This is a genomic window from Pseudoalteromonas apostichopi, from assembly GCF_030297135.1.
GTDB classification, from domain to species: domain Bacteria; phylum Pseudomonadota; class Gammaproteobacteria; order Enterobacterales; family Alteromonadaceae; genus Pseudoalteromonas; species Pseudoalteromonas apostichopi.
This window is the reverse complement of the sequence record NZ_AP028065.1, coordinates 2,004,062-2,028,748: the sequence shown is the minus strand read 5'-3', so window position 1 is coordinate 2,028,748 and position 24,687 is coordinate 2,004,062. Positions and strand designations below refer to the sequence as shown.

The following is a 24,687-nucleotide window of genomic DNA, read 5'->3' as shown; positions in this document are numbered from 1 at the left end:
CTTTTAAAAATTTATGGTAATAATTTTAATGGTGCTTCCTGTAGCGCTGCAAGCTGTTCTTTTAACGCTAGTATTTGCTGTTCCCAGTATTTGTCTTCAGCAAACCATGAAAAGTTCCGTGGGAATGCTGGATCATCCCATCTTTTTGCCAACCACCCCATGTAATGCACCATTCTCATCGCTCTGAGTGGTTCTATCAGTTTTAATTGGCTGTGATCGAAGTCACAAAATTCTTCATAGGCAGCCACTAAAGTGTCTAACTGTAACAGTTGGTTGTTACGATCGCCACTGAGCATCATCCAAAGGTCCTGAATGGCAGGTCCTTGTCGGCTGTCATCCAAATCAACGAACATCAATGCATCACCAGACCACAATATATTACCAGCATGGCAGTCACCGTGCAGGCGGATAGTTTCAACATTTTTATACTGTTGTGTGGTTTCTTTGATTACCAAATCTAAAATTGTATAGAAGGCGTTCTCTAATGTCATTGGCACCAAGTTACTTGCCTGTAACTGAACTTTAGCTGTCTGAAGATATTCTTCGCAACTGATCACAGGCCTATGTTCAAATGGCTTTGCTTTTGCTACCTGGTGCATTCGACCAATTAAACGGCCAAGCACATCGAGTTGATCTAAATTATCAACTTCAAAAATGCGGCCACCCACACTAGGGAATAACGTAAACAAATAGCCATTATGCTCAAACAAGCTTTGCCCTTCGATAATAACAGGCGCAACAACCGGCACTTCGGCCTCAGCAAGTTCAAATGCAAACGCATGCTCTTCTAAGATTTGCGCCTTACTCCAGCGTTCTGGTCGGTAAAACTTAACAACATATCGTTGGCCATCTTCTGCTTTAAATTGATAAACACGGTTCTCGTAGCTATTTAATGCCAGCAGTCCTGATTCAGCATAGACACCGATACTTTCAACTGCATCTAAAATTGAATCGGGTGTAAGGTCAACAAAACTAAATTTACTCATAATGTCTCATCATATAAAAAAAGCGGGAAAATCCCGCTTTTTATTCATTTACTCAGTGTACTTAATTATCGTGCCTTAAAGAAGTTACTCGGCTGTGAAATCTGCACATCAGGCTCACCATCGACAGAAAGTATAAACTCAAACTTTGTCATTGGCTTTTTCAAATCATAAGGGTCAACAACCAATGACAGTGGTACATTGTATGATTCACCAGAAGGCACAGTGAATGTTTGTTTGCCTATGTACTCAAAGTTATCAAGCCCTTCGACACGAATATTAAATGTCTGCTCATGTTGCGCTTTATTGATAACCTTTAATGTATAGGTATTTTCAACTAAACCATTAAAGTCAACACGGTATAACTGATTACGGTCACGAATAATATCTAAGTCCATAGGTTTACGCATTGCAATGTTCGCCACCAGCGCCCCAGTTAGCAGCACTAAGATGACGAGATAGCCAATTAACTTAGGACGAAGTGCATGGGTTTTGTTATCTGGTGTTTCTAAATTACGCTCTGTGGTATAGGAAATAAGTCCGCGAGGGTAATTCATTTTATCCATCACCCCATCACATGCATCGATACACGCACCGCAATTTATACATTCGTATTGTAAACCATTACGAATATCGATCCCCGTCGGGCAAACCTGAACACACAAGTTACAGTCAATACAGTCACCTAAACCAAGTTCTTTTGGATCTTGTTTGCGTGAACGTGGACCACGGCTCTCACCACGCGCTTCATCATAGCTTACTGTGAAGGTATCTTTATCGAACATAGCTGATTGAAAGCGAGAGTATGGGCAAATGTGTAAACACATAATTTCGCGCATCCAACCCGCGTTACCATAGGTGCACACCGCAAATACGGCTAAGCAAATATATGAATATGCTGTTGCATCAAGAGTAAACAGATCAGGTAATAGTTGGCGGATAGGCGTAAAATAACCAACAAAGGTAAATGCGGTATAAAGTGAGAATAACCACCAACTTCCGTGTTTAGCACTTTTTCGCCAAAACTTATCAAAATCCATCGGGCGTTGATCAAGTTTCTTACGCTGATTAGCGCTTCCTTCAAACTTTTCTTCAAACCAAATGAAAATAAAGGTCCAAACGGTTTGTGGACAGGTATAACCGCACCAAACCCGACCATAGAAAGTAGTTACCAAGAAAAGAGCAAAAGCCGCCAACATTAAAATAAAGGCAAGGATTGTCAGGTCTTGTGGCCAAAGCGTTAAGCCAAAAATGTTAAACTTTTGCCCTACCAAATCGAACAATACAGCTTGTTGGCCGTGGAAATTAATCCAAGGTAGTAACATAAACGCAAGCATACCGACAAAACCAATTCGCTGTCTGAGCAATTGATGTAAGCCAGTTACAGCTCGAACATAAATACGGTTGCGTGGATTAAATCTATCATCGAGGGAAGCATTTTCCGGTTTCTGGATTTTCACTTCCGTTGGGATATTTTTAACCTTAATCTGTTTATCCATTAAAATTCCTCAACGCCACTAGGAAATAACATTCAAACATATGTTTATAGCAGATGGTTCTCTAAGCTCTTAGGCAAATCAGAATACATCTCATTACGTTCAAAGATTTCTGAAACTTCAAATCTATAAAGCATTATACTCAATCTATAAAAAATTTCAGGGATTGATCGAAAATACGACATTTTAATTATTTAATCGTATCTGCTTGCTTTTAAAACGACCATTTTATTAAACTTGCACCTATACCGTATTTATTTAGATCAAAGATTATTGTGCTATGAAAAAATTTCTTATTTTAGTGCTTATTATTTTAGCACTTTTCACGATTGATCACCCTTTGATCAAAGAGCCTAGGGAAAGGTTACTAGGAGATGGCGTATCATTACTATCTGATGCTAGTAAAATTAATCGTAGTCCCGCGGCGAATATGGCAAAAAATAATATTAAGTCACAACTCAATTTATCTAATTCAGAGCTTGAGTATATTGAGGACACATTTACAACAGACGATAAGCTGCAAATTTTTCACTTACACTACTGCCGTGAAAAAGACATTAACTTGTATTTTTATGGTGACCGCTTAAACCGAGTATGTAGTATTGTCTCGAATGCGCTTGAGGAAAGGCTAAACAAGTAATGGACTTTTCTGCTTTAAACAAAAAAACCAGCGATTCGTTCGCAAAACAGCGCAATATGTTAAAAAAGCTGGGTAAAGGGCAAACCTTATACTGTGAAGTGTGTAAAGGCGCCCTTACCTTAGACTTAAAAACTGATCAGCCAGGTAAAGGCGTTGTACGCTGTAGCAAAGGTTGCACAGACATCCTATTAGAGCTGGGTTAGTTCCAGCCCTCATCGTTATAAAGTTGGCTATTTACAGCAACAACTTCAATAAGTTCTGCAAAGCCAGCGGCAAACTCATTCATCACTTCATACTGCTGCTGACATAATTGCCCTTCAGATAAACCATGCTCAGTTGCGAGGGCTGCAATTTCACTACTTTCAAGAGTAAAAAAGCCTAAGCTTTGCAGCGCGGTAGCCAACGCTTCTTTAAGTTCATCAGCTAAATGGGGAGCACTTAGTAGCTTATTAACGTAGCCTTGTGCACCATGCATAAAACCTTGGCTCCAATGCTGGCATTCTTGAATATCTAGGTATTGTTGCCCTTGAGAGCTCAGCTGTAGGCTCACAGGTAATGCAAAACCCGTTTCAAATACTTGCTCGCTGATCTGCTGATACAAGGCCATAAATGCAAACAGTACTTGCTCATCCATTTGCCCATCAGAGCCTGGTGCAACCTCTTCTAACCACTGGTGAACATCAAGCGGCTCAGGAGCACAAATCACGGCAAACAAGTAACCTTGGGTTTGCGCCAAAGTAAGCGCATCTGGATGCTGCGCTAAAAACTGACTTAGAAGCTCGCTTTGCTGCTTTGAAAACTCAGGTAATTGCATACTATTCAATTAATCCAATTTAAAAGTTAAGCGGATAACGGCCTTCGTTATCAGGACGACCAAGGAACTTAGCTGCATCATGCACTTCTTTTGGTAAGCTTGCTTCAGGTTTAATATAGCCAGCTACTTTAAAGTCTAGATTCGCTTTTAATACTGCATCAGCTTCAAGTCCTAAACGGTTTTCTGGGTCTACCAGTACTGCTACATCACCCGATTTACAACTTAAACGGCCGCTCAGAGGACCAATACTAAACCAGTTGTTCATTCCTTTGACATCAATGTTAGGGCTCGCGATTTCACCGCTTAAACTCTCACAATAAGGCTGACCTGAGCTGTACTCGTCTAAATCAACTATTACGCGGCCTTGTGCACTAATCGGTAAAGGGAGTTGTAAACGCTCCATGGCACGTTCAACCGTTAAGCGTAAAGTAGTCTTTTTCACAGTGACTGTTTGGTTAAAGAGACCATATGTAAAATCACCATGACCAGATATATCCGCTTTATCACGAGGATTGCCAAAGCGCACCGTACCCACTAATTTACCTGTGAACAGTGACCAGCCTGATAACTGCCAACGCACATTATTTAATTGCTCACCATCAAAACGTACCTGCATAATGCGGCCGTCCCATAGCGTGCCACTGGCTTTACCTAATTGTAATTGCTTTGGTAAATGCGGCTTAGCTAAATCAAGTGCAACGGCAGCGGGTGTTTTTACCAGCGTAAACACCAAAAAACACATCACAAACACTGTGATTAATAAAATAACTCTTTTCATCGTTTACTTCTCTAGTACCAAACGACTTACACGCACAAAGCCTGATTTGTCATCTTTACTTAAATCTAAATTCTCGATTAGTACGCCGTGCGAATTAACCAATTCATCAAGCCATTCAACAAGGTTATTAAACTCAACAGAATCAATTGTTAAACGAAGTGAATTGTCATTCGGCTGCATTTTACTAATGATAATTTGATAACGATTACGGGTGCTATTAACGATTTGGCTTAAACTACGACTGCTCGTACTACGTGCATTACCGCTTGCTTTTAATTTAGCAATACTCTCATCAACCCAAACTAATAGCTCTTGCTGTTTTATAGTGTCTTGCTCAGCCTTTTCGATAGCCGTGTTAAGTGGACGAAAGACTCCCATAACTAGCACAAAAATAACAAACACCACACCTGCAACAATAACAAGTTGCTGTTCTTGTTCTTTTAACGAGCGCCAATAATTGATTATTTGATTTTTCATGCCGCACCTCGTAACTTAATTTCACCAACGACAAAATCACCATCATTATTCAGCGAACCCTGATCAACGGTTAAGCCACGCTGTTCTAAAATTGCTTTAACTTTACTGAATGACTGGAAATCTTTGCCGCGCGCACGAATACGTAATTCGTTACGGCCTTGATCATAACGAAGCGTTTCTGGTGTGAAGTCTTTCACTTGACTAAAAATCGAGACCAGATCGTTAGTCAAATCTAAAAAGCCTGCCGTACTACCTGCATCGATTAATGCAAGTTCATTACGAATTTGGCTGCGAATAAGTTGCGGACGCACTTTTTTGTTAGGAAAAGCACGCTGATAATTGGCAACTACTTCGGCTTTCATTGCTTCAAGTTCGCTATTTAACTTATAGAGCTCAAGTGACTTAACACCGACACTACACACTAACGCTACACCAGCTGCAATAGCGGCCTTTTGCCAATAGCCCCACCAAATCGCTGATTTTTTCTTAAGCTGATAAACGCCTTGGCGCAGGTTAAAATTAACCTCTGGTAATTGTTTGGCAAATAAAGCTAATGGTAAATCGTATTGTTCTGTTCGAGCATTTAGGTTAACCGTATCAGGAAAACCCGTTGCTGGACTAAAGTGTGCAACATCAGGGTTACCTAATGCCGTTAAATAGCCAGCAAGCCAATTCGTCTCTACAGCGGCAATATGCCAGTTACCGTGTTTACATAGCCACTGACCATTAAGCTCAATAGCACGTAACTGAGCGTTGTCATCGACATCAGGTAACAATAAAGCATCGGGCAGTATTTTATATACTTCGATACCATGCTCATTGAACTCAGCCAGCCATTGCTCAAACCATTCACGATCGGTCATCGCGATGTTAATAGCGTGCTTCTCATCAATAAGTGTTGGTTCTGCAATCGCTATGAATAAGTCGTCAACATCACAGGCTATTTCTTCTTCTAGCATGTAAGGAAGTGCTTGCTCTAGCTTGCGGCTCCACTTGGTTGGCAAAGCAACTGTTTTTAGTTGTACTTGATCACTTGGCAATAGTACAACCACTTCCCGTGATTGCGCTCTCTCTGTAAGCTCACCAAGTTGTGTTGCATTGGCAATTTCGCCACTGGCAATTATTTCTTGTTCTGTTGGTGAGTAAATTAGCCAATTAAGGCTGTCTTTTAATGTTTGACCCGTACGGATCAACAATATCTCTGTCACTGTACGCCTCCAAATTTTCGCGCCAGTATCGTTACTGTACCATTAGTGGCATGGAGTAAGGTGGTCATCGAAAAACGCAGCTCTGCAAATTCAGCCTGCGTTTGTAGTTTAAAATATTCACTGTTGATACTGAATAAGTCTTCAACGGCTTTCACATTTTGTGCGCCTTGTTGATTAACCTCTTCAAAAAATGCTTCTAAATCATCATAACCATCTTGAGGACGTGATGATAATACCGCTTCAGCCCCTGAAAGACTTAAGCCATCAATAAGCGAGCTTAATATAATGGCACTTTCTACAGGTAGTGTATTAACGTTTATTTGTAGCAACTCACTGCCTGGAATCACACACACAAATGGTAAGACTTTTTCCATTACTAATGGATTAAAGCCTTTTACTAAACGAAGCTCTGAGGTCGAAGCAAAATAACTATTTGCAGTCATATATGGGTATTGTCGAGATAAATATTCATCTTCCTCGGCACCCGAGCGATAGGTAATACTATCAGCGTCTAACCAATCAAACACACTATCAGCCATAGCTTCTTCAGACTCATCTGATGGTAAATCTTCAATATTTTCTAATAATGCCAACAATGCCTTATGTGCTGGATTGGTTTTATTATTTGGATCCGTTTGTTGATCGGGCTTTACATGCAATGCATTTAGGTTCAAACAAGCTTGCAAGTCAGTAATAGTGCCACTCAAGGTGCCATTATCAACCGGATATGGTACCCCTCCCTGCTGCGCCCAGACTTGTTCTAAATGCGTTTTATCTGGTTCATCTTTTTTAGTTTGTTTAAGTGCCTTAATTGCAAGCTCTTCTGCAGCGAAGGCATACCACTTTGCCTGTTGATGGTTTTGAATATTGCTACTACGCTGCACTTGCACCATTAAATTAGCGCTCATCTCGACAGCTAACATAGCCGCAAGCGCCACGATGAATAAAACGATAACAAGCGCCGCACCTTTAGAGCGTTTAATCGCAGTCATGGCTAGCCACCCGTTCCGTTATTGCCATCATTTGCTTGGGCTGTTACTTTTCCTTCACCAGGCACTAAAAACACGCGACGAATTGGCTCTTGTTCGATTTTTTGAATAGTAACTGCAACAGCTTTTGGTAACGCTTTTATTTGCCACTGCTCTTGCCACTCATCTTTGTCATCTAAAAATTCAAATTTAAGGTCTTCGATATCTTCAAGAATGACTTGCGAACGAGGCTCCATGTTATCTAACTGATCGACATATACACGATATACACGCTCAAGTTTGTCATCTATAACGCGATAGCCAACTGCTTGTAATTCAGAGCGCGGCAGTAAATTAATTGGGTTAATCCAACCATCACGTACAAAGCCAATGCCATCGTATTGGCTATCAAGAACGTAGCGACCAGCTAAAACATAAGTTTCTTGAAAGTCACCCGCTTCGTTTCGAACCTGACGTTTCGTCATTTGACTAAAGTCTTGATCCATTAAACGAAACAAGGTTTGCAAGCCATTTAATTCCGCAATCGTTTCATCTGAAGCTTCTTTTGCTTTCGTTGTTGAATCAAGAATTTGATGAGTTGATAACACCACAAAAGCTAAGATCCCCATAGCGACAATCACTTCAAGTAAGGTAAAACCGCGTTGCTTCACTACTTATCACCTTTATTTAAATAAGTAGAAAGCTCATAAACTGGATATTCAAGCTTCTCATCGGCGAACACGTTAATGGTTACCTTTACAAACGTTTTATCAGCAGTAGGAACCACGTCCTGACGCCAATACCATTCAAAGCCAGCTAATGTTTCAGTGCCTTTAACACCATTTTTACCTGTCCACTTCTCGCCTTTGGCGCGCTGCTCAACCATCACGTTTTCAGCAACCCAAGAGGCATAAGTTTGCTCTTCAATCGACGAAAGATGATTAATGTGCTCTCCGGTTGCTTGCATTGCGGCAATACCAGCCATTGCACAAATAGCCAATGCAACCATCACTTCGAGTAAGGTAAAACCTGCTGACTTATTCATTATTCAGGCTCCATACGAAACTTTACCGGGGCCATGAATTCGCCTTCGATAAAATACTGCGGCTCTCGCTCATCTTTAAGCTCGTAAACCAGTTGAAACGCACTGACTTCGCCAGAAGATAAAATAAGTACTTGCGGTATTTTGAGCTTTTTTAGCTCAAGTAGGCTGTCTTCGTCACCACCGCTCATTAATTCACGCCAGTTTGACTGCTCAAGCAAGTTATCTTGTGCCCAGGCTAAATCATCAAGGTTAAGAGTAAGCTTAAAGCGCTCATCAACCTTAATTGGGGCAAACAATTTTTCACGGTCAAAAGTAACCCACTTATCACCGTCAAAAACTAAAAATTCAAATGTATCTTGGTCAAGGTGAAAACCTAACTCAACCTGATTTAAAATTGCAAACTCAGAAGCCATATTAATCGTAGTGTGTAATCTGAGAGCTTGTTTTTCGAGTTCTTCTTCAGCACCACCATCAAAACTGTAGGCAACCATTTTGGTGACAAAACCAATCACCACAAGCACCATTAAAATCTCGATTAGGCTAAACCCTTTCGCGTGCTTAGCACGGTCAGCCAAACGCAAACGACCAAGGCTTACCATAATAGTAAGCCTTGATGTGTATAAGCTTTGTTCAGTTGGCTGAATTTAGGCATTGTTACTTTTCTTCATCCCAGTTACCAATGTCATCATCAGTACCTGCTTCACCATCAGGACCCATAGAGAAGATATCAATTTTACCGATTTCTCCTGGGCTGATTAGTTGGTATGGGTTACCCCATGGATCTTCTGGTAATTTCTCAAGGAAACCGCCATCAGGAAAACGTCTTGGAATTGGCTCAATGCTTGTTTTGTTCACTAGCGCTTCTAAGCCTTGCTCTGTGGTTGGATACGTTTTATTTTTAAGCTTGTATAGGCTTAACGCATCTTCAATTTGTTGAATATCTAAGTGTGCTTTATCGATTGCAGCTTCTTCTTGCTGACCCATGATATTTGGCGCCACAATTGACATGATCATACCAATGATAACCAGTACTACCATGACTTCTAGTAATGAGAAACCTGACTGTTTGTTCACAAAAATACCTCTAACTTTCTTCAAAAATTTATTATAGAGCGACAGTGTTAACTGCTAATTGCTCTAGTATTCCCTAATTTAAAGACCTACAGCCTTATTCATTGCCATAATCGGCTGTAATATTGCCATAACAATAAACAATACAATTACCGCCATTGAGGCAATCATCGCAGGCTCTAATAGTTTCAGAGACACGTTTACCATACTCTCAAACTCACGATCTTGGTTATTTGCAGCACGCTCAAGCATCTGCTCAAGTTCACCTGACTTTTCACCACTGGCTATCATGTGTAGCATCATAGGTGGAAAAAGTTTGGTTTGCTGAAGTGAAGCACGAAGGCTAGCCCCTTCACTTACACGTGTTGCAGCATCTTGCACCGACTTTTTCATTTTCTCGTTAACCAATACACCACCCGAGATACGCATCCCTTCAAGTAGTGGTACTGAGCTTGACGACAAAATACTTAAAGTACGCGCAAAACGCGCCGTATTCACACCTCGTGCAACCTTACCAATCCCCGGTAAATGAAGCACTTTTTCGTCATACCAGTAACGAATATGCGGCTGCTTAAGCGCTTGCTTAATTGCCACAGCTAATGCGGTTATAATGACTAAACTTATGAACCAGTAGTTTTGTACAAAATTACTAGCTGCCATTACCCATTCGGTTGTCCATGGTAAAACCTGTTTTGACTTTTCAAAGGTCTTCAAGATTTTTGGTACCACAGTACCTAACAGTACCGACACAATTGCAATAGCAAATACAACCAGGATGGTTGGATACACCATCGCTTGTGTTATTTGACTACGCATATGCTGGCGTTGTTCCGTGTAATCAGCTAAACGATTTAAAACTTGATCAAGGTGACCCGATTTTTCACCAGCGGCCACCATAGCACGATATAAATCATCAAACACATGCGGGAACTCGCTCATGCCATCGGCTAGGGTGTAACCTTCAACTACCTTAGAGCGAACGGCCATTAACATACGCTTTAAACGCGGCTTTTCACATTGTTCAGCTACCGCCATTACGGCTCCCTCAACAGGCAATGCCGACTGTATTAAGGTTGCAAGCTGGCGAGTGATCAAAGCTAAATCTGAAGTAGAAATTTTTGGTTTAAAGAAACTACTCAATAAAGAGCTCTTCGCTCCTTTAGCTTGCTTTTCACCTTCAGCAGCAGCCACGACCTCTAACGGCATTAAACCCTGATCACGTAGGGTTTGGCGGATTTGTTTTACCGTGTCGGCTTCAAGAATGCCTTTTTTCTCTTTACCTTTGCCATCAAGGGCACGGTATTCAAATGCTGCCATGATTAACCTTCCTCACGTGTTACACGCAAGACTTCTTCTAAGGTAGTGCGACCCGCTAACACACGATTACAACCATCTTGACGAATGCTTGGACTGTGTTTGCGAATATACTTTTCAACACTTTGCTCGCCTTTACCACTGTGGATCATTTCACGAATTGCTTCATCAACAACCAACAATTCATGAATACCAGTACGGCCACGGTAACCATTAAAGTTACACTCTTCACACCCTACGGCACGATAAATTGTTGGCGGCTCAGCAGGGTTGACCCCCAATAACTGACATTCGCGCTCATCGGCAATGTGACCTTCTTTACAGCTATTACATAAAGTACGTACTAGACGTTGTGACAATACACCTAATAACGATGATGATAGTAAGAAAGGCTCAACGCCCATGTCTTCCATACGTGTGATAGCACCAGCAGCCGTATTAGTATGCAGTGTCGACATAACCAAGTGACCAGTTAATGAAGCTTGCACACCAATTTGTGCCGTTTCAAGGTCACGGATCTCACCAACCATTACTACATCAGGGTCTTGACGAAGGATGGCACGTAAGCCACGTGCAAAGGTCATATCAACCTTAGTATTGACTTGCGTTTGACCAATCCCTGGGATCTCGTACTCAATTGGATCTTCAACAGTGAGGATATTACGATCCCGCGAGTTAATTTGGCTCATGCCTGCATACAAAGTGGTACTTTTACCAGAACCCGTTGGACCGGTTACTAAGATAATACCGTGGGGCTTACTGATTAAGTCAGCAAACAATTCACGGTTACGCTCAGTCATACCTAAATCTTCAAGATTCAGCCGTGCGTTGTTTTTATCAAGTAGACGCAGTACAACACGCTCACCAAAGCTTGATGGCATAGTAGAAACACGCACATCAACAGCACGACCAGCAATTCGTAAACTAATACGGCCATCTTGAGGTATACGTTTTTCGGCAATGTCTAGTTTTGCCATAACCTTAATACGCGACACCAACAATGAGGCGAGTTTACGATTTGGCTTTAATACTTCTTTTAATACCCCATCAACCCTAAAGCGAATCACTAGCTCTTGTTCAAAGGTTTCGATATGAATATCCGACGCACCTTCTTTAATCGCTTCGCTCAGCATAGCGTTAATTAGTTTAATAATTGGCGCATCATCATCACCAGCAAGTAGATCTTCAGTTTGCGGCAATTCATCTGCAAGCGAGAATAAATCCACTTCGTTACCGATATCTTCCATCATTTGCTGCGTTTCAGAACTATCACGCTGATATGAGGCCTCTAGCAACAACTCAAATTTGTCATCTGGTAATTGTTCTAGTGAAAAACCATGACCCGCGATACGTCGTACCTCAAGTAATGCATCAACGTCTAACTCACCGCGGTAATACACAGTCCAGTTATCCTGATCTTTACCTAATAATACACCTGTACGACGCGCGTACGAGAATGGCAAACGCTTGGTTGGCAAGCTAACAAGATCATCGCTTGTTAGCAGCTCATCATGATTTGCTGGCACATCGGGTGCAAACTCATCATTGATTTCTGTAATTGCATTAGTCATCGTTGCGCTCATTCGCGTTTTGTTGCTTTAGATATTCTTCGTAAGTTGGCGGTAATACCAAGGCATCATTCCATTCAGGAAGAATTGGTGCATCCGTCAACGGCATTAAATCAATACCATCTTCTTTTTGTTTGTGTTGTTCGCCACGGATAAAGTTATATTTAGAGTGGCTCAACTTATTCATACTAATGCCATCACGCACAATGGTAGGACGAATAAATACAATCAGATTACGTTTACGCTTATTAGTGCTGGTTGAGCGGAATAAATGACCAAGTACCGGGATATCACCTAATAACGGTACTTTAGAGACACTTTCTTGCACGTCTTCATCAATCAGGCCACCTAGTACAACCATACCACCATCATCAGCCATAACCGTGGTTTTAATTGCACGTTTATTCACTGAGATATCTACCGCAGTAGCACCACTTACACTGGAAACTTCTTGTTCAATCGTTAGCTGAACCGCTGAACCGTCATTGATTTGTGGTGTAACTTTTAGCTTTACACCTACTTCTTGACGTTCAACTGTTTGGAATGGGTTAGCGTTATTTGAGCCTGTTTGCGAGCCTGTGATAATCGGTACTTCTTGACCAACAATCATTGACGCTTCTTCGTTATCCATGGTCGTTACAGACGGCGTAGCAAGAATATTAGAGTTAGTATCCGTTGAAACAGCTTGGATAATTGCACCCCAGTCGTTCTTAACAATACCCATTGCTAAACCATTGATACCGCCAAGCAGTTGTCCGAGAGGCCCCAGATCACCTTCAACGGTTTCTTCATAAGGAGTCGTATTACCAGTCTCATTACCTGTAATCGTTTTTTGTATCGTTTTATCACGAGCTTGCTCAGCAGCAACTGCCAATGATCCAACAGGTACTGTTGTACCATTGTTGAACTGCATCATCCCGCCTTGCTCTGAAATCCACTGCAAGCCTAAGTTGATACCATCAGCCTCTAACACTTCAACGATGATAGCTTCAACAAGTACCTGTGCTCGACGTACATCAAGACGTTCTATCACTTGTTCAAGTGAGCGCATCGTATCTGGTTGCGCAGTAATAACCAGAGAGTTTGAATCAGGGTGTGCTTCAATGCTTGTTTCGTTTTGGTTGCGAGAACGAGTTTTAGTCGCACCACCTTGCGCATCTTCGGCTAATGTTTTGCTCACACCTTGCAGTACTTTTACAAGGTCTTCAGCTTTTGCGTAGTTTAAATAGATAACCTTAGTATTACCTTGGTTCTCTAACTCACCATCTAAGCGGCTAATTAATTCAACAGCACGAGTACGTGCTTGCGCCTCTCCACTGACAATCACACTGTTAGTACGACCATCAGCAACAACCTTAGGAATTAAGAACTCAGGAACGCTTCCCTTGCCACCATCTTTGTAAATATTCTCAACAACAGATACCACGTCGTCTGCGGTAGCAAATTTAAGCTGTACAATATCTACACGCTTATCACCTGCTTGGTCAACAGAGCGAATAATTTCTACTAAGCGGTTAACTGAAGCAGCATGACCAGTCAACATCATCACGTTCGCAGCATTAAAGTTTGCAACGTGACCACCATCTTTTTGGTCACTAAATTGACGAACTAGAGGACCAAGCTCTTGTACACTTACGTTTTTAACACGTACCACACGTGTCACCATCATATCGCCACTGGCTTGGTTATCTTCAGTGATCAGCGGTACATTCGACTTTTTAGCATCAGAACTTTTTTCAATTTTAATAATACCGTTATCCATCTCAACAGCTGAATAACCATAAACTTCGAGTACATTTAAGAAAAACTGATAATAAAGCTTCTCGTCCATTAGCTCGTAACTGCGCACGTTTACTTTACCGCGCACATTTGGGTCAATAATAACGGTTTTATTTAAATTCCGACCTACGATATTAATGAACTCATTAATATCAGTGCCTTTAAAATTAGCTGCATACTCAACAGCTGAAACTGAAAGCGATAATCCTGTTAATAAAAAAAGCGCTGCATATTTAGCTAACCCTTTTTTGATTTTTGTGAGGTGTAGCGCGTGAACCATTCTATAAAAACTCCAAAGCTAGTTATTGCAGGCTAAATTGCACATCAATTTGTTCACCATCGCGTTCGATAGTGATACTTGCGTCAGTACTATTTCGTAATTCGTTTATTGCTGACATTGCCTGTTTCAAATCATTTAATTGATAGCCATTAATCGCAATAGCTAAATCATTATTCATTAATCCCATCTGCTTGAATAAAGCAGGATCTTTACCTGGGCTTAAACGATAACCCACTAACTCACCATCAACCATCGCTTGAGAGACGCGAATATAGTCAAATAATTTACCGGGATCGTCTAATACTTCTTCACGCGTTTCGATAAGCGCTTCTTTTATTTCTTCATCTTCAGTCGCATTTATTTCACTATTTTCGACAAGCTGCGGACCTGCGGTTAATTCTGACTCTTTACGCTCTGCCAATACGGGCATAGAAACTGTTTTCGTAAAGTCGAGTCCATCCAGCATCAAAGTTTCAAAACGACCGCTAACATCTAAAATTACTCGATCGGGTAATACTTGAGCTAGCTTTGCGCGAGTTCCTTTAATTGCATCATCAACAACATATGTTTCTTGCTTGCCTTGAGATTCGATTATTGCAAGGCCAGCTTGGTCATTTTGGCTTACCGCAACAATACCGGTTAGGTTAATACTTAGGCGAGTTTCAGGGGCGTTGTTAATAACTTGATTTTGTTTTGAGGTAGGTTTTTTAGCTTCGACAACAACTTTGCCGAATAAATTCTGTTCGATAATTTGACGTGAGCTTACAGTCTCTGCTCGCTTTGCCATGGTGTTAACACCTGTTACAGGCAGTGCTCTTGTATCGGGCTCCGGCCATACAAGCCAAAATAGCTTGGATGATAAAAAAGCAATATAAACAACAACTAACAGCACTACAAATGCACTTAGCTTGGCATGAGGTAAGCCGTTCAAAAACTGTTTAACTTGTTGTAAGTGTTGATCCATAAACTCTATTTCTTATTTTAATTTACTGCTTGATAGCTGGCCTATAGTACCTTTTCATTTTTCATTCAACAAGCGCGCTTATATTAAACTTTGTAAACAAGGTAAATTCGACGAACAGTGGGCTGCAAGGAATTACTACGACTGTTTATTTGTGATTAAGTTTCATGGTAAATTTTGCCTATATATAAGCAGCTTTCAAAGAGCACAATTGTGTCAAAAGGTAACACTCATAAGTCGCAAGACAAGCAAGATGAATTAAACGTACGCCTTGATAAGTGGTTATGGGCTGCACGTTTTTATAAAACCCGCTCAATCGCACGAGACATGGTGCAAGGTGGCAAAGTACATTATAATGGACAACGTACCAAGCCCAGCAAAATTGTTGAAGTCGGTGCTGTAGTTAAACTGCTACAAGGGGTAGACGAAAAGGTCGTGACAATTGAAAAGATCCTTGAAAAACGTCAAGGTGCCCCCATTGCACAAACCTTATATCAAGAAACTCAAGCTAGTATTGAGAAACGCGAAGCAAATGCTATCGCCCGTAAGAACAACAGCTTCTTTGCTCCACATCCTGATCGTAAACCAGATAAAAAGCAAAGACGTGAACTGTTAAAAATGAAATCAAGTTAGGTAATGCAACTCATGCAACAAGATTTACTTCATCGTTATATATTTGATCAGCTCGATGTACGTGGCGAACTCGTACAAATTGAAAACACTTATCAAGAGATGATCGCAAACCATAATTACCCAGCACCTGTGCAAACCTTATTAGGTGAATTACTTGTTGCTACCTGCTTATTAACAGCTACTTTAAAGTTTGAAGGTGAAATTGCCGTTCAACTACAAGGCGATGGCCCTGTTAAATATGCGGTAATTAATGGTGACGATAAACAAAACATGCGAGGCATAGCACGTCTACAAGGTGAAGTGACAGGAAGCACAATAAAAGACTTAATTGGTAATGGCTATATGGTTATTACAATTACGCCTACTAAAGGTGAGCGATACCAAGGTATTGTACCTTTAGAGCACGATAGCTTAGATAAATGCCTAGAGAACTATTTTGAGCAATCAGAACAGTTAAAAACACGTCTTTGGTTTGCAACTGAAGTAACAGCAGACACAGCAAAAGCAGCTGGCTTATTCTTACAAGTATTACCTGTGAATAAGGAAAAATCTGTTGAAGACTTCACTCATCTTGAAGCTATCAGCAACACTATTAAAGATGAAGAGTTACTGGGTTTAGATGCAAATACAGTTTTAACCAGACTTTACCACGAAGATAACCCTCAATTATTCGAGCCACAATCTATTAGTTTCCGTTGTGGCTGTAGCAGAGATAAAACAATTGCTGCGTTAGTGAATGTAGGTCAAGAAGAGTTACTTGCCGATGTAAAAGCAAACGGCGAAGTAAAAATTAGCTGCCATTACTGCTTAAAAGATTACATTTTTAACGAACAGGATATTAAAGCTATTTTTAACTGATACACCCAATTAAAAATATTATTGTATTAAAGCCGCATTCGATGCGGCTTTTTTATTAAAAAAAATTATCAAAAATAATGATACCGGTGTCATGAAAAAGCGCCATTTTATGACACCGGTATCATTGAAATTATTCATGTTTTTTGCCAAATATATGCCTTTTTAGGCCCTTCAGACACTCGAATATCCCTAATCCTTCTGTTACTATTCTTTTAGCAAAAGGGAAAACTAAGAACCCCAGAGCTATCCCGTTCAATCTCTCACAATTTAGGTATAAACATGACTGCAAACGCTACTAGTTTTGTTGATCTTACAGCAGCTGAACTTGTCGAACACGCTATTCGTCGTGGCGAAGGGACTTTAGCCGCTAATGGTGCTTTTGTTGCTAAAACCGGTGTACGCACTGGCCGCTCTCCAAAAGATCGTTTTATTGTTCAAGAGCCAAGCACTGAAAACGAAATCCAATGGGGCAACGTAAACCGCCCATTCGATGCAGACAAGTTTGATGCGTTATGGGCACGTGTAGAAGAACACGTGAAAAGCAAAGACCACTTCATCTCTCACCTAGAAGTTGGCGCTGATCCTGAGCACTATTTACCAGTTGTAGTTACAACAGAAACTGCATGGCATCATATTTTTGCCAAAAACATGTTTATCGAACCACAAACATACAATACTGCCGACTTCCCAGAATGGCAGGTAATGAACGTACCTTCATTTGTATGTGACCCAGAGCGTGATGGCACAAACAGTGATGGCACTGTAATCATCAACTTCGCACAACGTAAAGTACTACTAGCTGGTATGCGCTACGCAGGCGAAATGAAAAAATCAATGTTCTCTGTACAAAACTTCCTACTTCCTGCAAAAGGTGTATTACCAATGCACTGCTCTGCAAACGTAGGTGAGGCAGGCGACACAGCTTTATTCTTCGGTCTATCTGGAACAGGTAAAACAACATTATCTGCGGATCCTACTCGTTTCCTTATCGGTGATGACGAACACGGTTGGGCACCTGGTAGCGTATTTAATATCGAAGGTGGTTGTTACGCTAAATGTATCGACCTATCGCAAAAGAATGAACCTGTTATTTGGAATGCAATTCGCTTCGGTACAATCTTAGAAAACGTTGTACTTGACGAAAACCGTGTACCAGATTTCCATGATACAAGCCTTACACAAAATAGCCGCGCAGCTTACCCTCTAGAGCACGTTGAAAAACGTAAAGTAGAAAACCGTGCTGGCGAGCCAAAAGCGGTTGTATTCTTAACTTGTGACGTGAGCGGTGTATTACCACCAGTTTCAGTACTAACTGAAGAAGCTGCAGCTTACCACTTCCTAAGCGGTTACACTGCAAAAGTAGGTTCAACTGAAATCGGTTCAACAAGCGACATAGAGTCTACATTCTCAACATGTTTCGGTGCTCCATTCTTCCCACGCCCTGCAGGCGTTTATGCAGAGCTTCTAATGAAGCGTGTACGTGAATTCGGCGCTAAAGTTTACCTAGTTAACACAGGTTGGACAGGTGGCCCTTACGGTACTGGTCAACGTTTCGATATCCCAACTACACGTGCTGTAGTTGATGCAATCGTATCAGGTAAACTAGCTGATGTTGAAACTCAACACATCGATGTTCTAAACCTAGATGTACCAGTTTCAGTTCCTGGTGTAGACAGTAAGCTTCTTAACCCAATCAACACATGGGAAGATAAAGAGAAGTACGCAGAATACGCAAACAAACTAGCATCTGACTTCACTGAAAACTTTGCAAAATACGATGTTTCAGAAGCAATCAAATCAGCAGGTCCAAAAGCTTAATACCAATTCGCTTAATTAAGTGATCTATTTTGAGGCAATAAAACCTCGTTGATAGCAAGGCAAAAATTTCGTTATTTAGTTGTTCTAAATCAGAAATTTTTAACGCAGATAGCGACAGGTTTAATCCCTCAAAATGATTAAGTATTATTGCGGATTGGTCTGATACCAAGCTTACCTTCAGATTAAAAACGCCAGCTATATGCTGGCGTTTTTGTTTTTGGGTTATGAGTTAGCGAATTGTGAGAGTAAAGTTAGCGAGTTAGGATAAGCCATATAGGCTCTAGGGAAAGTGTCGTTGTAGGAATGGCTTTAGCCATGAATATATTGCTTATGGCCTAGATTCGGCACTGACGTGCCTCCTACTCGTTTTGTTGCTGAGGAACACTCTGAAGTACCAAACAATCCTGTAGATCAACTGCCATCTAATGTCTGGCATCTGAGATACGCATCACGTAGGCATGGCTTTAGCCATGAATGTGTTGGTTATGGCCTAGATTCGACCCTGACGTGCCTCCTACTCGTTTTGTTGCTGAGGAACACTCTGAAGTACCAAACAATCCTGTAGATCAACTGCCATCTAATGTCTGGCACCTGAGATACGCAACACATAGGAATGGCTTTAGCCATGAATGTGTTGGTTATGGGCTGAACTCGGCACTGACGTGCCTCCTACAGGGTTTTGTTGCTGAGGGAGTCTCTGTACAGGACAACCCCACATTTCAGCTGAAAGCTGACATCTCCAGACGCAAAAAAGCCCGACTCTTTCGAATCGGGCTTTCTTTAATTTGGAGCCTGGCAATGTCCTACTTTCACATGGCAAATGCCACACTATCATCGGCGCTGTTTCGTTTCACTACTGAGTTCGGCATGGGGTCAGGTGGGTCCAAAACGCTATTGTCACCAAGCAAATTTGGGTCGTTAATCGCCTTGGCAATCAACTAAAATTCGGAATTCTGATATCAAGTAAATGTCTACTTTAGTTTCTTAACTTCTGTCTGTTACGCTGTCATAAAACGCGTTTGGCGTTGTATGGTTAAGCCTCACGGGTAATTAGTACAGGTTAGCTTAATGGCTCGCACCACTTCCACATCCTGCCTATCAACGTTGTAGTCTTCAACGGCCCTTCAGAGACTTTAAAAGTCTAGTGAGAACTCATCTCGAGGCCTGCTTCGCGCTTAGATGCTTTCAGCGCTTATCAGTTCCGAACGTAGCTACCGGGCAGTGCCATTGGCATGACAACCCGAACACCAGCGGTTCGTTCACTCCGGTCCTCTCGTACTAGGAGCAACCCCTCTCAATTCTCAAACGCCCACGGCAGATAGGGACCGAACTGTCTCACGACGTTCTAAACCCAGCTCGCGTACCACTTTAAATGGCGAACAGCCATACCCTTGGGACCGACTTCAGCCCCAGGATGTGATGAGCCGACATCGAGGTGCCAAACACCGCCGTCGATATGAACTCTTGGGCGGTATCAGCCTGTTATCCCCGGAGTACCTTTTATCCGTTGAGCGATGGCCCTTCCATTCAGAACCACCGGATCACTATGACCTACTTTCGTACCTGCTCGACGTGTCTGTCTCGCAGTTAAGCTGGCTTCTACCATTACACTAACCGTACGATGTCCGACCGTACTTAGCCAACCTTCGTGCTCCTCCGTTACTCTTTGGGAGGAGACCGCCCCAGTCAAACTACCCACCAGGCACTGTCCGTAATCCCGATTAGGGACCAACGTTAGAACATCAAAACTACAAGGGTGGTATTTCAAGGACGGCTCCACAAAGACTAGCGTCTCTGCTTCAAAGCCTCCCACCTATCCTACACATGTAGGTTCAATGTTCAGTGCCAAGCTGTAGTAAAGGTTCACGGGGTCTTTCCGTCTAGCCGCGGGTACACAGCATCTTCACTGCGATTTCAATTTCACTGAGTCTCGGGTGGAGACAGCGTGGCCATGGTTACACCATTCGTGCAGGTCGGAACTTACCCGACAAGGAATTTCGCTACCTTAGGACCGTTATAGTTACGGCCGCCGTTTACCGGGGCTTCGATCAAGAGCTTCGTCCGAAAACTAACCCCATCAATTAACCTTCCGGCACCGGGCAGGTGTCACACCGTATACGTCATCTTGCGATTTTGCACAGTGCTGTGTTTTTAATAAACAGTCCCAGCCACCTGGTCACTGCGGCTCCCGTCCGCTTAAAGAGCAAGTCTCATCACAGATAGGAGCGTACCTTCTCCCGAAGTTACGGTACGATTTTGCCTAGTTCCTTCACCCGAGTTCTCTCAAGCGCCTTAGTATTCTCTACCTGACCACCTGTGTCGGTTTGGGGTACGATTCGGTATAATCTGAAGCTTAGAGGCTTTTCCTGGAAGTATGGCATCAACAACTTCACACCCTTGGGTGCTCGTCTCGTGTCTCAGTCTTAAGAGTCCGGATTTTCCTAAACTCTCAACCTACTCACTTTCACATGGACAACCAACGCCATGCTTGTTTAGCCTGCTCCGTCCCCCCATCGCAATTATACCAAGTACGGGAATATTAACCCGTTTCCCATCGACTACGCCTTTCGGCCTCGCCTTAGGGGTCGACTTACCCTACCCTGATTAACATGGGATAGGAACCCTTGGTCTTCCGGCGTGCGGGTTTTTCACCCGCATTATCGTTACTCATGTCAGCATTCGCACTTCTGATACCTCCAGCATACCTCCCGGTACACCTTCAACGGCTTACAGAACGCTCCCCTACCACTCAAACAAAGTTTGAATCCGCAGCTTCGGTGCATAGTTTAGCCCCGTTACATCTTCCGCGCAGACCGACTCGACCAGTGAGCTATTACGCTTTCTTTAAAGGATGGCTGCTTCTAAGCCAACCTCCTGGCTGTCTGGGCCTTTCCACATCGTTTCCCACTTAACTATGACTTTGGGACCTTAGCTGGCGGTCTGGGTTGTTTCCCTCTTCACGACGGACGTTAGCACCCGCCGTGTGTCTCCCGGATAGTACTTTACGGTATTCGGAGTTTGCAAAGGGTTGGTAAGTCGGGATGACCCCCTAGCCTTAACAGTGCTCTACCCCCGTAAGTATTCGTCCGAGGCTCTACCTAAATAGATTTCGGGGAGAACCAGCTATCTCCCGGTTTGATTAGCCTTTCACTCCTAGCCACAGGTCATCCCCTAACTTTTCAACGTTAGTGGGTTCGGTCCTCCAGTTGATGTTACTCAACCTTCAACCTGCCCATGGCTAGATCACCGGGTTTCGGGTCTATACCTTGCAACTAAACGCGCAGTTAACGCTCGCTTTCACTACGGCTACCCTAATCGGTTAACCTCGCTACAAAATATAAGTCGCTGACCCATTATACAAAAGGTACGCAGTCACCCTCGAGGGGCTCCTACTGCTTGTACGTACACGGTTTCAGGTTCTATTTCACTCCCCTCACAGGGGTTCTTTTCGCCTTTCCCTCACGGTACTGGTTCACTATCGGTCAGTTGGGAGTATTTAGCCTTAGATGATGGTCCACCTATATTCAGTCAAAGTTTCACGTGCTCCGACCTACTCGATTTCACTTAAGATGCATTTTCGTGTACGGGACTATCACCCTGTATCGTCAAACTTTCCAGAATGTTTCACTAACACATAATAAGCTTAAGGGCTGGTCCGGTTTCGCTCGCCGCTACTTCCGGAATCTCGGTTGATTTCTGTTCCTACGGGTACTTAGATGTTTCAGTTCTCCGCGTTCGCCTCGTTAACCTATGTATTCAGTTAACGATACCTGCAAGCAGGTGGGTTTCCCCATTCGGAAATCCTAGTCTCAAGCGCTTTTTACTAGCTTGACTAGGCTTATCGCAAGTTAATACGTCCTTCATCGCCTCCAACTGCCAAGGCATCCACCGTGTACGCTTAGTCACTTAACCATACAACCCAAACGGGTCTTTGTTAGTGACAGCTGTTAACTTCGCCAGAAGTTAATTCATCAAATAATGATGAGAATACTAAAGTAGATACCAATTAATCTTTCGATTAATGGCATATTTTTACTTTTGAAAACTCTTTATAGATACGAATATCTATAAGAATTTTAATATCAGCTTTCCAAATTTTTAAAGAGCATATTAATTAGTTAAACCAAGTGGTTTAGCTAACTAACAATCATCTGTGTGGACACTACGAACAAATAAGTTCTAAATCGTATAAGGAGGTGATCCAGCCCCAGGTTCCCCTAGGGCTACCTTGTTACGACTTCACCCCAGTCATGAATCACTCCGTGGTGAACGTCCTCCCGAAGGTTAGACTATCCACTTCTGGAGCAACCCACTCCCATGGTGTGACGGGCGGTGTGTACAAGGCCCGGGAACGTATTCACCGCATCATTCTGATATGCGATTACTAGCGATTCCGACTTCATGGAGTCGAGTTGCAGACTCCAATCCGGACTACGACGCACTTTAAGTGATTCGCTTACCCTCGCAGGTTCGCAGCACTCTGTATGCGCCATTGTAGCACGTGTGTAGCCCTACACGTAAGGGCCATGATGACTTGACGTCGTCCCCACCTTCCTCCGGTTTATCACCGGCAGTCTCCTTAGAGTTCCCGACCGAATCGCTGGCAACTAAGGATAGGGGTTGCGCTCGTTGCGGGACTTAACCCAACATCTCACAACACGAGCTGACGACAGCCATGCAGCACCTGTATCAGAGTTCCCGAAGGCACCAAACCATCTCTGGTAAGTTCTCTGTATGTCAAGTGTAGGTAAGGTTCTTCGCGTTGCATCGAATTAAACCACATGCTCCACCGCTTGTGCGGGCCCCCGTCAATTCATTTGAGTTTTAACCTTGCGGCCGTACTCCCCAGGCGGTCTACTTAATGCGTTAGCTTTGAAAAACAAGTCCGAAGACCCGAGCTTCTAGTAGACATCGTTTACGGCGTGGACTACCAGGGTATCTAATCCTGTTTGCTCCCCACGCTTTCGTACATGAGCGTCAGTGTTGACCCAGGTGGCTGCCTTCGCCATCGGTATTCCTTCAGATCTCTACGCATTTCACCGCTACACCTGAAATTCTACCACCCTCTATCACACTCTAGTTTGCCAGTTCGAAATGCAGTTCCCAGGTTGAGCCCGGGGCTTTCACATCTCGCTTAACAAACCGCCTGCGTACGCTTTACGCCCAGTAATTCCGATTAACGCTCGCACCCTCCGTATTACCGCGGCTGCTGGCACGGAGTTAGCCGGTGCTTCTTCTGTAAGTAACGTCACAGCTAAGTGCTATTAACACTTAACCTTTCCTCCTTACTGAAAGTGCTTTACAACCCGAAGGCCTTCTTCACACACGCGGCATGGCTGCATCAGGCTTGCGCCCATTGTGCAATATTCCCCACTGCTGCCTCCCGTAGGAGTCTGGGCCGTGTCTCAGTCCCAGTGTGGCTGATCATCCTCTCAAACCAGCTAGGGATCGTCGCCTTGGTGAGCCATTACCTCACCAACTAGCTAATCCCACTTGGGCTAATCTTATGGCGTGAGGCCCGAAGGTCCCCCACTTTGGTCCGTAGACATCATGCGGTATTAGCAGTCGTTTCCAACTGTTGTCCCCCACCATAAGGCATATTCCCAAGCATTACTCACCCGTCCGCCGCTCGACGCCAGAGGTGCAAGCACCTCTTCGTTTCCGCTCGACTTGCATGTGTTAGGCCTGCCGCCAGCGTTCAATCTGAGCCATGATCAAACTCTTCAATTAAAAGTTTTTTCTGTCCCGAAGGACATGCTCAATGAATTCTGAATTTTGATATCTTTCGATATCGAATTGACTGTGCTGAAACAAGTAAACTTGTTTCCGTTGGTCACTCAGTTCAATTGAGACTCTAAATTTGTTTGCGTCATCTAGCGAACTAGAATCTGCTGTTAGAACTCAATCTGTACGAGTGCCCACACAGATGATTGCTTTATATTGTTAAAGAACGTTTGAGATACTTTCGCGTCTCAAGGGCTGTGCATTCTACGCAA

The 24,687-nt window shown here is 42.9% G+C and carries 20 protein-coding genes and 3 rRNA genes; 5 read left to right on the top strand and 18 right to left on the bottom strand.

Annotated features, from left to right (window positions below):
* Positions 1-11: 11 nt before the first annotated feature.
* Positions 12-986, bottom strand: coding sequence for a serine/threonine protein kinase (locus tag QUE86_RS09110; RefSeq protein WP_130049919.1), 975 nt, complete (start codon positions 984-986; stop codon positions 12-14).
* A 65-nt stretch (positions 987-1,051) separates the two neighbouring features.
* On the bottom strand, positions 1,052-2,482 hold the full coding sequence (gene ccoG, locus QUE86_RS09105) for a cytochrome c oxidase accessory protein CcoG (protein ID WP_130049920.1): 1,431 nt from the start codon (positions 2,480-2,482) through the stop codon (positions 1,052-1,054).
* Positions 2,483-2,759: 277 nt separating this feature from the next.
* Between ccoG and QUE86_RS09100 the strand changes: the two genes are divergently transcribed.
* Positions 2,760-3,119 (top strand): hypothetical protein, encoded by a 360-nt coding sequence (locus QUE86_RS09100; protein WP_130049921.1) that lies wholly within the window; start codon positions 2,760-2,762, stop codon positions 3,117-3,119.
* Positions 3,119-3,322, top strand: coding sequence for a hypothetical protein (locus QUE86_RS09095; protein ID WP_167659207.1), 204 nt, complete (start codon positions 3,119-3,121; stop codon positions 3,320-3,322). The genes QUE86_RS09100 and QUE86_RS09095 overlap by 1 nt, the downstream gene beginning before the upstream one ends.
* On the opposite strand, the gene QUE86_RS09090 is transcribed toward QUE86_RS09095, so the two are convergent.
* The 13 genes from QUE86_RS09090 to gspC form a co-directional block, all read right to left on the bottom strand.
* Positions 3,319-3,933: a YecA/YgfB family protein gene (locus QUE86_RS09090; RefSeq protein ID WP_130049923.1), complete on the bottom strand. Its 615-nt coding sequence runs from the start codon at positions 3,931-3,933 to the stop codon at positions 3,319-3,321. The genes QUE86_RS09095 and QUE86_RS09090 overlap by 4 nt on opposite strands.
* A gap of 19 nt (positions 3,934-3,952) precedes the next feature.
* Complete coding sequence (locus QUE86_RS09085) at positions 3,953-4,711, bottom strand: type II secretion system protein N (RefSeq protein WP_130049924.1); 759 nt, start codon at positions 4,709-4,711, stop codon at positions 3,953-3,955.
* Positions 4,712-4,714: 3 nt separating this feature from the next.
* Positions 4,715-5,188 carry a type II secretion system protein M gene (locus QUE86_RS09080; protein ID WP_130049925.1) on the bottom strand — a complete coding sequence of 158 codons (474 nt, stop codon included), beginning with the start codon at positions 5,186-5,188 and terminating at the stop codon, positions 4,715-4,717.
* Positions 5,185-6,396, bottom strand: coding sequence for a type II secretion system protein GspL (gene gspL, locus QUE86_RS09075; protein ID WP_130049926.1), 1,212 nt, complete (start codon positions 6,394-6,396; stop codon positions 5,185-5,187). Before gspL ends, QUE86_RS09080 begins: the two co-directional genes overlap by 4 nt.
* On the bottom strand, positions 6,393-7,388 hold the full coding sequence (gspK, locus tag QUE86_RS09070) for a type II secretion system minor pseudopilin GspK (protein ID WP_130049927.1): 996 nt from the start codon (positions 7,386-7,388) through the stop codon (positions 6,393-6,395). The genes gspL and gspK overlap by 4 nt, the downstream gene beginning before the upstream one ends.
* A 2-nt stretch (positions 7,389-7,390) precedes the next feature.
* Positions 7,391-8,035, bottom strand: a complete 645-nt coding sequence (gspJ, locus tag QUE86_RS09065) for a type II secretion system minor pseudopilin GspJ (RefSeq protein WP_130049928.1) — start codon at positions 8,033-8,035, stop codon at positions 7,391-7,393.
* Positions 8,035-8,409, bottom strand: a complete 375-nt coding sequence (gspI, locus tag QUE86_RS09060; protein WP_130049929.1) for a type II secretion system minor pseudopilin GspI — start codon at positions 8,407-8,409, stop codon at positions 8,035-8,037. Before gspI ends, gspJ begins: the two co-directional genes overlap by 1 nt.
* Entirely contained in the window at positions 8,409-9,008 is a 600-nt protein-coding gene (locus tag QUE86_RS09055) for a prepilin-type N-terminal cleavage/methylation domain-containing protein (protein ID WP_130049930.1), read from the bottom strand. The genes gspI and QUE86_RS09055 overlap by 1 nt, the downstream gene beginning before the upstream one ends.
* Positions 9,009-9,063: 55 nt before the next feature.
* Complete coding sequence (gene gspG, locus QUE86_RS09050; protein ID WP_130049931.1) at positions 9,064-9,483, bottom strand: type II secretion system major pseudopilin GspG; 420 nt, start codon at positions 9,481-9,483, stop codon at positions 9,064-9,066.
* Positions 9,484-9,561: 78 nt separating this feature from the next.
* On the bottom strand, positions 9,562-10,797 hold the full coding sequence (gene gspF / locus QUE86_RS09045; protein WP_130049932.1) for a type II secretion system inner membrane protein GspF: 1,236 nt from the start codon (positions 10,795-10,797) through the stop codon (positions 9,562-9,564).
* A gap of 2 nt (positions 10,798-10,799) precedes the next feature.
* Positions 10,800-12,365 carry a type II secretion system ATPase GspE gene (gspE, locus tag QUE86_RS09040; protein ID WP_286256712.1) on the bottom strand — a complete coding sequence of 522 codons (1,566 nt, stop codon included), beginning with the start codon at positions 12,363-12,365 and terminating at the stop codon, positions 10,800-10,802.
* The gene (gene gspD, locus QUE86_RS09035; RefSeq protein ID WP_130049934.1) at positions 12,358-14,421 is read right to left on the bottom strand and encodes a type II secretion system secretin GspD; all 2,064 of its coding nucleotides are present in this window, start codon (positions 14,419-14,421) and stop codon (positions 12,358-12,360) included. Before gspD ends, gspE begins: the two co-directional genes overlap by 8 nt.
* A 22-nt stretch (positions 14,422-14,443) precedes the next feature.
* Positions 14,444-15,385, bottom strand: coding sequence for a type II secretion system protein GspC (gene gspC, locus QUE86_RS09030; protein WP_130049935.1), 942 nt, complete (start codon positions 15,383-15,385; stop codon positions 14,444-14,446).
* A gap of 207 nt (positions 15,386-15,592) precedes the next feature.
* Between gspC and hslR the strand changes: the two genes are divergently transcribed.
* The 3 genes from hslR (at position 15,593) to QUE86_RS09015 (ending at position 18,691) form a co-directional block, all read left to right on the top strand.
* Positions 15,593-16,015, top strand: coding sequence for a ribosome-associated heat shock protein Hsp15 (gene hslR, locus QUE86_RS09025; RefSeq protein WP_130052210.1), 423 nt, complete (start codon positions 15,593-15,595; stop codon positions 16,013-16,015).
* Between the two features lie 12 nt (positions 16,016-16,027).
* Positions 16,028-16,873, top strand: coding sequence for an Hsp33 family molecular chaperone HslO (gene hslO / locus QUE86_RS09020; protein ID WP_167659201.1), 846 nt, complete (start codon positions 16,028-16,030; stop codon positions 16,871-16,873).
* 279 nt (positions 16,874-17,152) lie between these two features.
* Positions 17,153-18,691 (top strand): phosphoenolpyruvate carboxykinase, encoded by a 1,539-nt coding sequence (locus QUE86_RS09015; RefSeq protein ID WP_130049937.1) that lies wholly within the window; start codon positions 17,153-17,155, stop codon positions 18,689-18,691.
* Positions 18,692-19,481: 790 nt separating this feature from the next.
* Here QUE86_RS09015 and rrf read toward each other — a convergent pair.
* The 3 genes from rrf to QUE86_RS09000 form a co-directional block, all read right to left on the bottom strand.
* Positions 19,482-19,596: ribosomal RNA gene (gene rrf / locus QUE86_RS09010) — 5S ribosomal RNA — on the bottom strand.
* A gap of 124 nt (positions 19,597-19,720) precedes the next feature.
* Positions 19,721-22,603: ribosomal RNA gene (locus QUE86_RS09005) — 23S ribosomal RNA — on the bottom strand.
* Positions 22,604-22,880: 277 nt separating this feature from the next.
* Positions 22,881-24,421, bottom strand: a 16S ribosomal RNA gene (locus tag QUE86_RS09000).
* The 16S, 23S and 5S rRNA genes sit together here, the layout of an rRNA operon.
* Positions 24,422-24,687: the final 266 nt, after the last annotated feature.